Origin of the sequence: Streptomyces sp. NBC_01635, assembly GCF_045209715.1 — a bacterium.
GTDB lineage: Bacteria > Actinomycetota > Actinomycetes > Streptomycetales > Streptomycetaceae > Streptomyces > Streptomyces hirsutus.
Window position 1 is genome coordinate 2,824,815 of record NZ_CP109277.1, and the last position, 13,548, is coordinate 2,838,362.

Below are 13,548 nucleotides of genomic sequence, written 5' to 3' on the forward strand. Positions count from 1 at the left end.
CCGTCGGTCGGGGCGGTCGGGTCACTTGGCCAGGCCGGCCGCGAGCAGCTCCACGAACCCGATGTCCTCGTTCGCGACGCCGAACACCTCGGCGCGCAGCACGGTCCGCTCGGCCCAGGCGCGGTGCGGCTTCACCTCGTTCATCTTGTTCGTGTACGCCGACCTCATGACACCGCCGCCGCCGCGTTCCGGCCGCAGGATGTCCTGGGCGTCGCTGTACTCCTCGTGGCTGACGACGGACAGCGCGTGCACGGGCAGGACGTGGGAGGGGTGGATGCAGGTCTTGCCCTGCAGTCCGTTGGCCCGGTCCAGGGAGATCTCCCGCAGCAGGCCGTCCATGGCGTGCTCGATCAGTGACTGGCGCAGCTCCACGGCCTGTACCTCGAGGAACGGGCTCTGCCGCAGCTGCGGCTTGAACATGCGCTCCTGGACCCGGAAGTACTCCCAGACCGGCCCGGTCACGGTGAATCCGGTGCCGTCGACCCGGGCCAGCATGTTCACCACGTCGGCGATCACGGAGGCGACGATCTGGAGGTCGTAGGCCGTCATGTCGGGCCCGCGGCGCAGCCCGTACGGGGAGCAGAAGTCGGTCACGCCGAGGCGCAGGGCGAGGACCCGGTCGCGGTACTTGTCGACCGCGCGGAGGATGCCTTCGAGGGTCTCCACACGGCTCTCGCGGTAGAGCAGCTCCGGCGACTCCAGCACCGGCATCGCGAAGAGGCGGTGGCCGGCGGTGGCCTCGGCCACGGTGAGGGCCTCGAGGAAGGGCATGCCGCGTTCCTCGGTGAACTTCGGCAGGACGAACCCGGACAGCAGCCCGATGGCGGGGCCGAGGCGCCGGACGAGGTCGGGTATCTGCTCGGGGGTGCGGACCCGGATGAACAGCAGCGGCAGATCGGCCCCCGGCCGGCCGGCCAGGTCGGCGAACTGGGCCACGAGGTTCTCCTCGCCGGCGGCCACGTCGCCGTCGCCTATGGAGTCCTCGAGGCACAGCACCATCGAGACCACGCCGTTCCCGGCCTGCTTGACGATGTCGTCGGCGAGGCGGGGGCGGGTCGCGGGGCTGTACAGCGTGGCGCCGAGGGCCATGGAGAGCAGACGGGCGGGCGACTCGGCCGTGAACAGGCCCGGCTCCCGGTGGAAGAGACGTTTCCGCACCGCAGGGGTGATCTGTCCGAAATGATGCATTGAACTCCCCCGGGACCGTTGGGCATGCTGAGGAACGACTGGCTGAGGAATGACTGTGGAATGTCGGAAGGTGGCCGGTAATAGTACGTACGTATCGATGTCGGCGGTTCCCGCCAGGCGTGAACTTCGGGTGACCCGGTCATGTCGGTGCCGGGCGGCGTCGGTGCGCACCGGCACCCCGCATTGTCGTGACCAGGACGGAGAGGGCAGGATGACCGCATGACGCACGCCATGCTGAAAGGGTCGAACGTCCCGCTCCGGACCACCACGGTACGCGCAGTCCTGCGCTGGTCGCCCGGCCAGGGGGTACCCGACGTGGACGCGTCCGCTCTGCTCCTCGGGCTCGACGACCGGGTCCGGTCGGACGAGGACTTCGTCTTCTACAACCAGCCCCGGCACCCCTCCGGCAAGGTGTGGCGGCTGGGCAAGAAGCGCGTCGCCGAGAGCCTGACCGACACGATCCAGACAGATCTCGGCGGGGTCGAGGAGGGTGTCGGACGGATTCTGCTGGTGGCGTCGGCGGACGGCGTCGCCTTCGACACCGTGGACACGCTGCGCATCCTGCTGTACGACGCGCAGGCCCCGGACGCGGAGGCGCTGGCGTACTTCGACGTCACGCCGGAGACGGGCCGGGAGACCGCGCTGATCTGCGGTGAGCTGTACCGGCGCGGGGACGGCTGGAAGTTCCGGGCGCTCGGCGAGGGCTATTCGAACGGGCTGAAGGGCCTGGCGACGGACTTCGGGATCTCGGTGGACGAGTCGGAGGCCGCACAGGAGCCTGTGGCCGCCGGCACCGACGCCGCCCTGCCCGTGCCCCCGGTCCCTCCCGCTCCCCCGGTCCCCTCCGAGGCGCCGACCCAGGCGCACGCCCCCGTCACGGCCGATCTGTCCGGCCCGCTGCCTCCCGAGCAGTCGCCGGGGGTTCCGGCGCAGCCCGCGTACGGCTACCCGCCCCAGCAGCCGCCGGCCACACAGCCGGCCTACGGCTACCCGCAGCCGGCCGGCCGGCCCGCCTACGGGTACCCGCAGGCGTCCCCCGCGCCCGCCACCGCGGCGGCCCCGTCCGGCTACGGCTATCCGCCCCCGGCCGCCCACGCCCCCGACCCCGACTTCCGCCTGCCCCCGCAGGGGCCGCAGTTCATCGGACGGTAGGGCTTCTCAGGGAGCCCGGTCACCGCCCGGTCTTCGACTTGAAGCCCCGCCCCCACTGCAGGCCCCAGCCGTAGAGGCGGTCCAGCTCTCCCTGGAAGCCGTAGACGAACTTCACCTCGCGGTGAACGATGATCTCCTCCTTGACGTTCTCGATCATCACCACCGCGCAGGAGCGGGCCTGCGGGTGGCGTTCGTCCAGGCTTATCTCGATCCGCGGACCGTTGCCGGGGTAGAGCGTGACCATGGCCTGGGTCCGGTCGAAGGCGGGCGTCTGGTCGTAGATGTACACGAAGACCAGCAGGCGTTTGATGTTCTCGCGCTGGTCCAGGTTGACGTAGAGCGTCTCCCCGGAACCGGAACCGAACCGGTCGTCGCCGCTGAGCTTGACGTACGGCGGCCCGTTGACGTCGCCGAGGAAGCCGCCGAGCGGCTGGACCACGCCCTTGGTGCCGTCCTGGAGCTCGTACAGGCAGCCGAGGTCCAGGTCGACGTTGACCATGCTCTGGCTGTGGGCGATGACCTCCGGGGGCTTGAGCGCCCTGAAGGGGTGGCGCAGCAGGCTCTCCCGCTGGGAGCCGCCCAGGTCGGAGGTCCGCATCCGCCAGCTCAGATTGACCCGCAGGTTTCCGGTGGCCGCGCCCTGTTTGGTCAGGGACACCTGCGCATACCGTTTCGTCAGCTCGATGGCGTTGGTCGCCGCGTTGCCCGAGTCGAAGGCGCTGTCGTTTCCGCGCCGCAGTCCGTCCAGGAAGCCCATTCCCGCCCCAAGTCCACTCGTAGAACCCCGCTGCCCCGCTGTCCCGCTGCTCCTGCTGTCCTGCGCCCTGTGGGCGCCCCCGCCGTCCCCGCCCGCCCCCACGGGCTCGTCCGGTGCCCGTGCGGGCTCCGGACGGCCGTCGGGGCGGCCCCGAGGACTGGTCCTCGACGGCCGCCCCGAACAGAGCGTTCCTCACCCGGAGGGCTGTCACACCCCGGAGGAGACCTCGGTCTTCTCTCCCGTGCCGCCCTCGGCCGCCGCGTGGGCCTTGTTACGGCGCACGGAGGACCAGAAGGACAGGCCGATCAGGAAGACACCGATGAGACCGGTGATGATCTCGTTGACCTCGTACTGGATCGTGATGAGCAGGAGCGCGGCGAGGGCGCCGATCGCGTAGTGCGCGCCGTGCTCCAGGAAGACGTACTCGTCGAGGGTGCCCTGGCGGACCAGGTAGACCGTCAGCGAACGGACGTACATGGCGCCGATACCGAGGCCCAGGGCCATCAGCACGATGTCGTTGGTGATGGCGAAGGCGCCGATCACGCCGTCGAAGGAGAAGGACGCGTCCAGGACCTCGAGGTAGAGGAACATGAAGAACGCGGCCTTGCCGCCGATGGCGAGGGCCGTCTTGGGCTTGCCGGCCCGCGCGGCCTTCTCCTCCTCCTCGTGCTCGTGTTCCTCCTGCTCCTCGAGCCGGTTCTCGAAGTAGCCGGAGAGCCCGCCCACGATCATGTAGGTGATCAGACCGCCGATACCGGCGAGGAGGACGGTTTCCGCCTTGTCCACGTGCAGGCCGCCGTGCTGATGGGCGTTGGCCCCGACCGTGAGGGAGGCGATCAGCAGGACGATCAGCGCGATGCAGGCCGACAGCATGTCGACCTTGCCGAGCTTGGACAGCGGGCGCTCGATCCAGGTCAGCCACTTGATGTCCCGGTCCTCGAAGATGAAGTCCAGGAAGATCATCAGCAGGAACATGCCACCGAAGGCGGCGATCGACGGGTGGGCGTCGGTGACCAGTTCCTGGTAGCGGTCCTTGTCGGTGAGGGCGAGATCGACCGCCTCGATGGGTCCGAGCGAGGCGCTGATGGCGACGATCACGACGGGGAAGACCAGTCGCATACCGAAGACGGCGATCAGGATGCCGATGGTGAGGAAGATCTTCTGCCAGAAGGCATTCATCTTCTTCAGGATTCCGGCGTTGACCACCGCGTTGTCGAAAGACAGCGAGATTTCGAGGATCGAGAGGATCGCCACGATGCCGAAGGCGGTCCACCCCCCGAAGAGGATCGCTGCGACCAGACCGAGCGCGGTGACCGCGAACGACCAGCCGAAGGTTTTCAGAACCACTGGCTACCCCATCGTGTGTTGGGGGCTCCTCCGGACGCTCTCCGGAGGAGACTCTCCCCGCTGCCGTAGTCGGCTTTACGAAACGTTGACTCCGAAGTCTAGAGCGATGCCCCGCAGCCCGGACGCGTACCCCTGCCCCACCGCCCTGAACTTCCACTCGCCCTGATAGCGGTAGAGCTCACCGAAGATCATCGCGGTTTCCGTGGAGGCGTCCTCCGAGAGGTCGTAGCGGGCGAGTTCCTGTCCGTCCGCTTGATTGACGACCCGGATAAAAGCATTGCTGACCTGGCCGAAAGCCTGACCGCGGTCGTCGGCCAGGTGGATGGAGACCGGAAAAATAATCTTGTCGCACCGGTCCGGCACCTTGGAGAGGTCGACCAGCAGGGACTCGTCGTCGCCGTCGCCCTCACCCGTGAGGTTGTCGCCGGTGTGCTCCACCGAGCCGTCCGGGCTGTGGAGCTGGTTGTAGAAGATGAACCACTCGTCCCCCATGACCCGGCCGCCGCTGCACATCAGTGCGCTGGCGTCGAGGTCGAAGGGGGCTCCGGTGGTGGAGCGCGCGTCCCAGCCGAGCCCGATCAACACCTGCGTGAGGTTCGGTGCGGCCTTGGACAGGGAGACGTTTCCTCCCTTGGCGAGCGTGACGCCCATGATGCTGGTCCCTCCCCTTGGGGCCTGTCTTTCGGTTCCTCCCGGGGACGCGAGGCCCGGCACGCACATCTGCCGCGTTGTCGTCGGTCGCCACGGCTCCGCCATGACTCCCTCCTCCGCCGTGCAGCTGCACGCACCAGCCCCCGCTCACCGGAGCTTTGTCAGGTGCCGTCTCCTGGAGCCGGGACGAACCCGGAGACAGGCCCGTGATGTTCCTCAGATGGTCCTGCGCGTCCGGCGCCGCACGTAAACCGTGCGGCGCCGGACGGAACAGCCGTGCGAGACGGCCGGACCCGGGCGTCGGCGCCCGGAGCACGAACGTCTCAGACGTTCACGCCGAAGTCCTGGGCGATGCCGCGCAGACCGGAGGCGTAGCCCTGGCCGATGGCCCGGAACTTCCACTCGGCGCCGTGCCGGTACAGCTCACCGAAAACCATGGCGGTCTCGGTGGAGGCGTCCTCGGACAGGTCGTAGCGGGCGATCTCGGCGCCGCCGGCCTGGTTGATGACGCGGATGAACGCGTTGCGCACCTGGCCGAAGGACTGCTGGCGGTTCTCGGCGTCGTAGATCGACACCGGGAAGACGATCTTCTCGATCTCGGCGGGGACGCCCACCAGGTTGACCTTGATCTGCTCGTCGTCGCCCTCGCCCTCACCGGTGAGGTTGTCGCCGGTGTGCTCGACCGAGCCGTCGGGGCTCTTGAGGTTGTTGAAGAAGACGAAGTTGGCGTCGCTGCTGACCTTGCCCGTGTTGTTCGCCAGCAGCGCACTGGCGTCCAGGTCGAAGTCGGTGCCGGTCGTGGTGCGGACGTCCCACCCCAGTCCGACGATGACCGCGGTCAGGCCCGGCGCCTCCTTGGTCAGCGATACGTTGCCGCCCTTGCTGAGGCTGACTCCCACGAGTCCTCCCTTGATGTCCGGGGGCGGGAAGCCCCTGTCGTGCGTCGGATGTCGGATCAACGATTCGATCCTAGTGACGGGTTCCCGGCCACCGCAGGTCCCGGGACCGAAGAATCACCGCCGTCGGGCGTGCTCACAGCATGTCGAGCGCCTCGACGTAGTCGTTCAGATCGCGTGCGTCGGGCAGCGCGTTGACGACAGTCCACCGTACGAGGCCCTCCCGGTCGATGACGAAGGTCCCCCGTACGGCGCAGCCCTTGTTCTCGTCGAAGACGCCGTAGGCGCGCGCGACGTCCCCGTGCGGCCAGAAGTCGGACAGCAGGGGGTACTCCAGGCGCTCCTGCTCGGCGAAGACGCGCAGGGTGTGGATGGAGTCGGTGGAGACGGCGATCAGCCGCGTGTCGCGGTCGGCGAGGCGGGCCGGGCCGTCGCGCAGGGCGCGCAGCTCGTCGCTGCACACGCTGGTAAAGGCAAAGGGGTAGAAGACGAGCACCACGTTCTGACGGCCGCGGTGGTCGGACAGCCGGACGGGCGCGCCGTGGTTGTCCCTGAGTTCGAAGTCGGGGGCGTGTTCGCCGACCTGGATCGCCATCGCCTGAATCGTCCCTTCGGGGGGTGCTGTGCCCGGTCTGTTCCCTGGGAACACCCTACGCAAGAGGTACGACGATGGTCCGGACGGGCTGAACTGGTCAGCCCGTCCGGTACACAGCGGGAAACGGCCGGCCGCGGGAGCGGGCCGCCGCCGTGGTGGTTACCTCCGGGACTTGGCTGCCTTGGGCGTGGCCAGTCGGCTGCCGCTCCAGTCCTTGCCGACGCTGACGCCCTTGGCGGCGGTCAGGCCGGCTGTGGTGGCGGCTTCCGAGATGTCACTCGGCTCGACGTATCCCGAACGGCCGGTCTTGGGCGTGAGGAGCAGAATCGCCCCGCCTTCCTCGATGTACGTGCCGGCGTCCACCAGCGCATCCGTCAGGTCGCCGTCGTCGTCGCGGAACCACAGCACAACGGCGTCAGCCACGTCGTCGTAGTCCTCGTCGACAAGGTCGCTCTCGATGACGCCCTCGATGGCCTCGCGGAGCTCCTGGTCGACGTCGTCGTCGTAGCCGATCTCCTGGACCACCTGCCCGGGCTGGAACCCCAGCCTGGCGGCAGGGTTCGTCCGCTCCTCCGCGTGGTCCGCGGTCGCGCTCACGGGTTGCCTCCTGATCATGGTTTGGGAATATCTCAGCCACGCGCAGGCGCGCGGCGTTGGCCGTAGTCCACACGGGCGGGGCGGATCGCGCAAGTACCCGGCCGCCCGGACCGCCTAAACGGTGACGATCCTGGCCGGGACACCGCAACTCCAGGCACATCATCCTGGTCCACAGTGACTCACACCACACCCTTGTGCCCCGAATGGGCGTTTGGGAACTGTATACGGGTACGAGACTCGCATGAATCCGAGATTCGCTCCGTACGCCACCGTACCGGTGTCGGGTGCGGGTTACCTATTGGTAGAGATGACGTGTGCGGCCCCGGGGTGGACGATGGGGATCACGCAGACCCGGCTGCATCAGTGAAGCAGCGGCCTCCTCACGGCCCTTCGACAGGTAAGGAACAGCGTGGCTTCCGCATCCGATCGCAACCCGATCATCATTGGTGGCCTTCCGAGTCAGGTTCCTGACTTCGACCCCGAGGAAACCAAGGAGTGGCTCGACTCCCTCGACGCCGCCGTCGACGAACGCGGCCGGGACCGGGCCCGCTACCTGATGCTGCGCCTGATCGAGCGGGCCCGCGAACGGCGCGTGGCCGTGCCCGAGATGCGCAGCACGGACTACGTGAACACGATCCCCACCCGCGCGGAGCCGTTCTTCCCGGGCAACGAGGAGATCGAACGCAAGATCCTCAACGCGACCCGCTGGAACGCGGCGGTGATGGTCTCGCGCGCCCAGCGGCCCGGGATCGGCGTCGGCGGCCACATCGCCACCTTCGCCTCCTCGGCGTCGCTCTACGACGTGGGCTTCAACCACTTCTTCCGCGGCAAGGACGAGGGCGACGGCGGCGACCAGGTCTTCTTCCAGGGCCACGCCTCGCCGGGCATCTACGCGCGGGCGTACCTGCTGGACCGGCTGAGCGAGCGGCAGCTGGACGGTTTCCGGCAGGAGAAGTCGAAGGCGCCCGAAGCGCTGTCGTCGTACCCGCACCCGCGGTCGATGCCGGACTTCTGGGAGTTCCCGACCGTGTCGATGGGCCTGGGCCCGATCAGCGCGATCTACCAGGCCCGGATGAACCGCTACATGCAGGCGCGCGGCATCGCCGACACCTCGAAGTCGCACGTGTGGGCGTTCCTCGGCGACGGCGAGATGGACGAGCCGGAGTCGCTGGGCCAGCTGACGCTCGCGGCCCGCGAGAACCTCGACAACCTGACCTTCGTCGTCAACTGCAACCTGCAGCGCCTGGACGGGCCGGTGCGCGGCAACGGCAAGATCATCCAGGAGCTGGAGTCGGTCTTCCGGGGCGCCGGCTGGAACGTGATCAAGCTGGTCTGGGACCGCTCCTGGGACCCGCTGCTCGCCCAGGACCGGGACGGCGTCCTGGTCAACCGGATGAACACCACGCCGGACGGCCAGTACCAGACGTACGCCACCGAGTCCGGGGCGTACATCCGCGACCACTTCTTCGGCGACGACCACCGGCTGCGCGCCATGGTCGAGGGCATGACCGACGACCAGATCCTGTACCTGGGCCGCGGCGGTCACGACCACCGGAAGATCTATGCGGCGTACAAAGCAGCCCTGGACCACAAGGGCCAGCCGACGGTGATCCTCGCCAAGACGGTCAAGGGCTGGACGCTCGGCCCGAACTTCGAGGGCCGCAACGCCACGCACCAGATGAAGAAGCTGACGGTCGACGACCTCAAGGGCTTCCGCGACCGGCTGCACCTGCCGATCTCCGACAAGGAGCTGGAGTCCGGCCTGCCGCCGTACTACCACCCGGGCCGGGACTCGGAGGAGATCCAGTACATGCACGACCGCCGCAAGTCCTGCGGCGGATACGTACCGACCCGCGTCGTGCGCTCCGAGCCGCTCGTGCTGCCCGGCGACAAGACGTACGCGAACGTGAAGAAGGGTTCGGGTCAGCAGTCCATCGCGACGACCATGGCCTTTGTCCGCCTCCTCAAGGATCTCTTGCGGGACAAGGAGATCGGCAAGCGGTTCGTGCTGATCGCGCCGGACGAGTACCGCACGTTCGGCATGGACTCCTTCTTCCCGAGCGCGAAGATCTACAACCCGCTCGGGCAGCAGTACGAGTCCGTGGACCGCGAGCTGCTGCTCGCGTACAAGGAGGCGCCGAACGGGCAGATGCTGCACGACGGCATCTCCGAGGCCGGCTGCACGGCCTCGCTGATCGCGGCCGGCTCGGCGTACGCCACGCACGGCGAGCCGTTGATCCCGGTGTACGTCTTCTACTCGATGTTCGGTTTCCAGCGCACCGGCGACCAGTTCTGGCAGATGGGCGACCAGCTGGCGCGCGGTTTCGTCCTCGGCGCGACCGCGGGGCGTACGACGCTGACCGGTGAGGGCCTCCAGCACGCGGACGGCCACTCGCAGCTGCTGGCGTCCACGAACCCGGCGTGCGTGGCCTACGACCCGGCCTTCGGGTTCGAGATCGCGCACATCGTGCAGGACGGTCTGCGCCGGATGTACGGCAGCGACGAGCAGCACCCGCACGGCGAGGACGTCTTCTACTACCTGACCGTCTACAACGAGCCCATCCGGCACCCGGCCGAGCCGGAGAACGTGGACGTGGAGGGCATCCTCAAGGGCCTGTACCGCTTCAGCGAGGGCACCGCGGGCTCGCTGCCGGCCCAGATCCTCGCGTCCGGTGTCGCGGTGCCCTGGGCCCTCGAGGCGCAGCGGATCCTCGCCGAGGAGTGGGACGTCCGGGCCGACGTCTGGTCGGCGACCTCCTGGAACGAGCTGCGGCGCGAGGCCGTGGAGTGCGAGCGGCACAACCTGCTGGGTCCGGAGGAGGAGCAGCGGGTGCCGTACGTCACCCGGAAGCTGTCCTCGGCACGGGGGCCGGTCCTGGCGGTGTCGGACTGGATGCGGTCGGTGCCGGACCAGATCGCGCGCTGGGTGCCGGGGACGTACCAGTCGCTGGGCGCGGACGGCTTCGGCTTCGCCGACACGCGCGGGGCGGCCCGGCGGTTCTTCCACATCGACGCGCAGTCGATCGTGGTGGGAGTGCTGACGGAGCTGGCCCGCGAGGGGCACGTCGACCGGTCCGTGCTGAAGCAGGCCATCGACCGCTACCAGCTGCTCGACGTGGCCGCGGCCGAGCCGGGCCCGGCGGGCGGCGACGCCTGACGCGGGCGCACGACACAGGAAGAAGGGCCTCCGGCGTTCGCCGGAGGCCCTTCTTCCGTTCCGTTCCGGAGACTTCTGTCCGCTTTCCGGGTCCTCGTCCGTCCGGAACCGGGGTCTTCCGTCCGGTCCCGGACCGCCCGGGTGGTCAGAACACTCCGTAGCCCGAGCCGGTGGCTCCGGCCAGCCAGATGACCGCCAGCAGCGTGTCGATGGCGCCCAGCACCACGGCGACCAGCGCCGGGATCGAGCGGGACCCGCCCCAACTGCGGCCCATGGCGAGCCAGCCGCAGACGATCGCCGCCGGGCCGAGGACGATCCCCAGCACGAGGAATCCGGCGATCGCGCAGATGGCTCCGATGATTCCGAGCGTCGCGCGATCCGGCCCGGTCCGTAGCCCCGTCCGGCCACGTGAGCGGGGGTGCCTGCGCGTGCTGCCTCCGAAGCTCGCCATCATCAACTCCCTGAACCCCGGGGTTGGTTGGAGTTGCAGTGGGGTTCGACATGCGGGTACCCCCACTCGGGGCGTGAATGCCCCCGAAGCGGCGGCGGACGAGCCGCTGCCTGCGCGCCGCCCCCCTCCGGCAGCGCGCCGCAGCCGCACCCCCCAGGCCCTGCGGAGGACCTGACCCACTGTGACCTGCGGCCCCCTCCCAACGGGAGGGATCACCGCATCGGTTCACCCTGATGAGCGAACCCGGTCACCGGATCGGTCAGATGTGACCGACGCCCGCGCCGGCCTTCGCGTTCTCACCGCGCTTGGTGAGGAGGGCGACGCCCACCGCCACTACGGCGACTCCGGTGGCGACCAGGGAAGCCGTGCTCATGCCGGAGATGAAGGTGTCGTGGGCCACGTCGGTGACCGTCGCGACCATCTCCGGGGGCATCTGCTCGCTCACCGGGGGCACACCGATCTGGACGGCCTCGGCGGCCTGCTCGGCCTGTTCGGGAGTGAGCGGCGGGAGTCCCGCGTCCGCCCAGTTGTCCGCGAGGCCGCTGTCGACCGTGGAGGCCATCACCGCGCCCAGCACGGCCGTACCGAGGCTGCCGCCGACCTGCATGGCGGACTGCTGCAGACCGCCGGCGACACCGGAGAGCTCCAGCGGCGCGTTGCCCACGATCACCTCGGTGGCGCCGACCATGACGGGGGCCAGGCCGAGGCCCAGCAGCGCGAACCAGAGCGACATCAAGGCGCTGCCGGTGTCCTTCTGGAGCGTGGAGATGCCGAACATGGCGAGCGCGGTGAAGGCCATGCCGCCGGCCAGCGGGATGCGCGGACCGACCTTGGTGATCACCGCGCCGGCCAGCGGGGAGCCGACGATCATCATGCCGGTGAGCGGCAGCAGGTGCAGACCGGCGTCGACCGGGCTCAGGCCGTGCACGTTCTGCAGGTAGAAGGTGACGAAGAACAGGCCGCCCATGAAGGAGATGGCCATGAGGACCATCAGCACGACACCCGCGGACAGCGGGACGGAGCGGAACATCGCCAGCGGGATCAGCGGCTCCTCGACCCCCCTCTCCCAGAACGCGAAGACCACGAAGAGCACCACCGAGACGGCGATGAACCCCCAGGTCTTGAGGTCTCCCCAGCCCCACTCGGGGGCCTTGATCAGCGCCCAGACGAGGCAGAACATCGCGCCGGACAGCAGAGCGATGCCGGGGATGTCGAAGGAGTGCGGGCGGTTCTCCGCGCGGTGGTCGAGCAGGATCCACACGCCGAGGACGACCGCGAGGACACCGACCGGGACGTTGATCCAGAAGACCGACTGCCAGCTGACGTGCTCGACGAGGACACCGCCGAGGATCGGGCCGCCGGCGGTGGAGGCGCCGATGACCATGCCCCAGATCCCTATGGCCATGTTGAGCTTCTCGGCCGGGAAGGTCGCGCGCAGCAGACCCAGCGCGGCCGGCATCAGCAGCGCGCCGAACAGACCTTGCAGGACACGGAAGACGATGACCGACGCGATGCTGTCGGACAGGCCGATCGCGCCCGAGGCGGCGGCGAAGCCGACCACGCCGATGAGGAAGGTCTGCCGGTGGCCGAACCGGTCACCGAGCTTGCCCGCGGTGATCAGGGAGACCGCGAGGGCGAGGAAGTACGCGTTGGTGATCCACTGGACGTCGGCGAAACTGGCGCCGAGGTCGCTGGCGATGGCGGGGTTGGCGATGGCGACGATGGTGCCGTCGAGGGCCACCATCATGACGCCGACGGCGACGGTGAAGAGGGTGAGCCAGGGATGGCCGCGCAGCCCTCTGCCGCGTGCCGCGTCCGACGAGGCGTCCGGAGGTGTCCTGTCCCCGGGTCCCGTCGCGTCGATGGTGGTCTGACCAGTCATGCGCTCGAGGTTAGTGACAGTCACTGACAGTTGACAAACCAATTCATCGATCAGCAACTCGGTCGACATGCCCGTATAGCCTGAACTGGGAGAACGGTTCCGGAAGCGCCCCAGGGAACCGCGGGAACCACAGGGAACCCGGGGAACCGCGGGGGAATCGATCCGGAGAGCCACGGGAGGAACCATGGAGACGGTCGGGACCGTCGTCGGCGCGGCGCCGGCGCCGGGTCTGCGGGAACGCAGGAAGCGGCTCACCCGCGACGCGCTGGTCCGGTCCTCCCTGGAGCTGTTCGCGACCCGCGGCTACGAGGGGACGACGGTCGACGACATCGCGGCGGCCGTCCACGTCTCGCAGCGCACCTTCTTCCGCTACTTCGCCAGCAAGGAGGAGGTCGCGTTCCACGTCCCGCGCCTCGCGGAGTCCCTCGTCGTCGACGCCGTACGGGGGCGCCCTCCCGGCGAGCCGCCGCTGGACGTGCTGCGCGGGGCCCTGCGGGAGAGCTGGGACGGCATCAACGAGGTCGTCGAGCAGGTCGTGCCGCTGGAGCTGCACCTGCGGGTGTACCGGGTGATCGAGTCGACGCCCGCGCTGCTCGCCGCGCATCTGCGGCGCTCCAGTGAACTGGAGGAGCGGCTGGCCCGCGTGATCGCCGGCCGTGAGGGCGTCGACCTGGACACCGATCCCCGGCCGCGCATCCTGGTGGCCGCGGTCTGCGGCGTGGTCCGGGTGGCGGAACGGTCCTGGTCCGCCGGGGACTCCGGCCTCGCCGCCCTGCGCGAGCTGGTGACGGCCCACCTGGACCAGTTGGGGCCCGCCCTGGCGGGGCCCTGGAACGACGCCCGACGCGCCTCCGGGTGACTACTGCTCACCATCG

The 13,548-nt window shown here is 69.1% G+C and carries 12 protein-coding genes; 3 read left to right on the forward strand and 9 right to left on the reverse strand.

The window, feature by feature from the left end; translation table 11 throughout:
* Positions 1-21 precede the first annotated feature (21 nt).
* Positions 22-1,188: an HpcH/HpaI aldolase/citrate lyase family protein gene (locus OHB56_RS13355; RefSeq protein ID WP_326752487.1), complete on the reverse strand. Its 1,167-nt coding sequence runs from the start codon at positions 1,186-1,188 to the stop codon at positions 22-24.
* Positions 1,189-1,407: 219 nt separating this feature from the next.
* Between OHB56_RS13355 and OHB56_RS13360 the strand changes: the two genes are divergently transcribed.
* A complete protein-coding gene (locus OHB56_RS13360; RefSeq protein ID WP_406353430.1) occupies positions 1,408-2,340 on the forward strand; it encodes a TerD family protein in 933 nt (310 codons plus the stop codon).
* A 19-nt stretch (positions 2,341-2,359) separates the two neighbouring features.
* Here OHB56_RS13360 and OHB56_RS13365 read toward each other — a convergent pair whose 3' ends face one another.
* From OHB56_RS13365 to OHB56_RS13390, 6 genes are all read right to left on the reverse strand, one after another.
* Positions 2,360-3,097: a Tellurium resistance gene (locus tag OHB56_RS13365; RefSeq protein ID WP_326752489.1), complete on the reverse strand. Its 738-nt coding sequence runs from the start codon at positions 3,095-3,097 to the stop codon at positions 2,360-2,362.
* Positions 3,098-3,304: 207 nt separating this feature from the next.
* Positions 3,305-4,444, reverse strand: a complete 1,140-nt coding sequence (locus OHB56_RS13370; RefSeq protein WP_326752490.1) for a DUF475 domain-containing protein — start codon at positions 4,442-4,444, stop codon at positions 3,305-3,307.
* A 75-nt stretch (positions 4,445-4,519) separates the two neighbouring features.
* On the reverse strand, positions 4,520-5,095 hold the full coding sequence (locus OHB56_RS13375; protein WP_055595443.1) for a TerD family protein: 576 nt from the start codon (positions 5,093-5,095) through the stop codon (positions 4,520-4,522).
* 323 nt (positions 5,096-5,418) lie between these two features.
* Positions 5,419-5,994: a TerD family protein gene (locus OHB56_RS13380; RefSeq protein ID WP_326752491.1), complete on the reverse strand. Its 576-nt coding sequence runs from the start codon at positions 5,992-5,994 to the stop codon at positions 5,419-5,421.
* Positions 5,995-6,127: 133 nt separating this feature from the next.
* Positions 6,128-6,586 carry a peroxiredoxin gene (locus OHB56_RS13385; RefSeq protein WP_326752492.1) on the reverse strand — a complete coding sequence of 153 codons (459 nt, stop codon included), beginning with the start codon at positions 6,584-6,586 and terminating at the stop codon, positions 6,128-6,130.
* 159 nt (positions 6,587-6,745) lie between these two features.
* The gene (locus OHB56_RS13390) at positions 6,746-7,183 is read right to left on the reverse strand and encodes a DUF3052 domain-containing protein (protein ID WP_326752493.1); all 438 of its coding nucleotides are present in this window, start codon (positions 7,181-7,183) and stop codon (positions 6,746-6,748) included.
* A gap of 409 nt (positions 7,184-7,592) precedes the next feature.
* On the opposite strand from OHB56_RS13390, the gene aceE reads away from it, so the two are divergent.
* Positions 7,593-10,340, forward strand: a complete 2,748-nt coding sequence (gene aceE, locus OHB56_RS13395; RefSeq protein ID WP_326752494.1) for a pyruvate dehydrogenase (acetyl-transferring), homodimeric type — start codon at positions 7,593-7,595, stop codon at positions 10,338-10,340.
* Between the two features lie 145 nt (positions 10,341-10,485).
* On the opposite strand, the gene OHB56_RS13400 is transcribed toward aceE, so the two are convergent.
* Together OHB56_RS13400 and OHB56_RS13405 are read right to left on the reverse strand one after the other, a co-directional pair.
* Complete coding sequence (locus OHB56_RS13400; RefSeq protein ID WP_326752495.1) at positions 10,486-10,794, reverse strand: small hydrophobic protein; 309 nt, start codon at positions 10,792-10,794, stop codon at positions 10,486-10,488.
* A gap of 256 nt (positions 10,795-11,050) precedes the next feature.
* Positions 11,051-12,673 carry an MFS transporter gene (locus OHB56_RS13405; protein ID WP_326752496.1) on the reverse strand — a complete coding sequence of 541 codons (1,623 nt, stop codon included), beginning with the start codon at positions 12,671-12,673 and terminating at the stop codon, positions 11,051-11,053.
* A 184-nt stretch (positions 12,674-12,857) separates the two neighbouring features.
* Between OHB56_RS13405 and OHB56_RS13410 the strand changes: the two genes are divergently transcribed.
* On the forward strand, positions 12,858-13,532 hold the full coding sequence (locus tag OHB56_RS13410; protein ID WP_326752497.1) for a TetR family transcriptional regulator: 675 nt from the start codon (positions 12,858-12,860) through the stop codon (positions 13,530-13,532).
* The last annotated feature ends 16 nt before the right edge of the window (positions 13,533-13,548 follow it).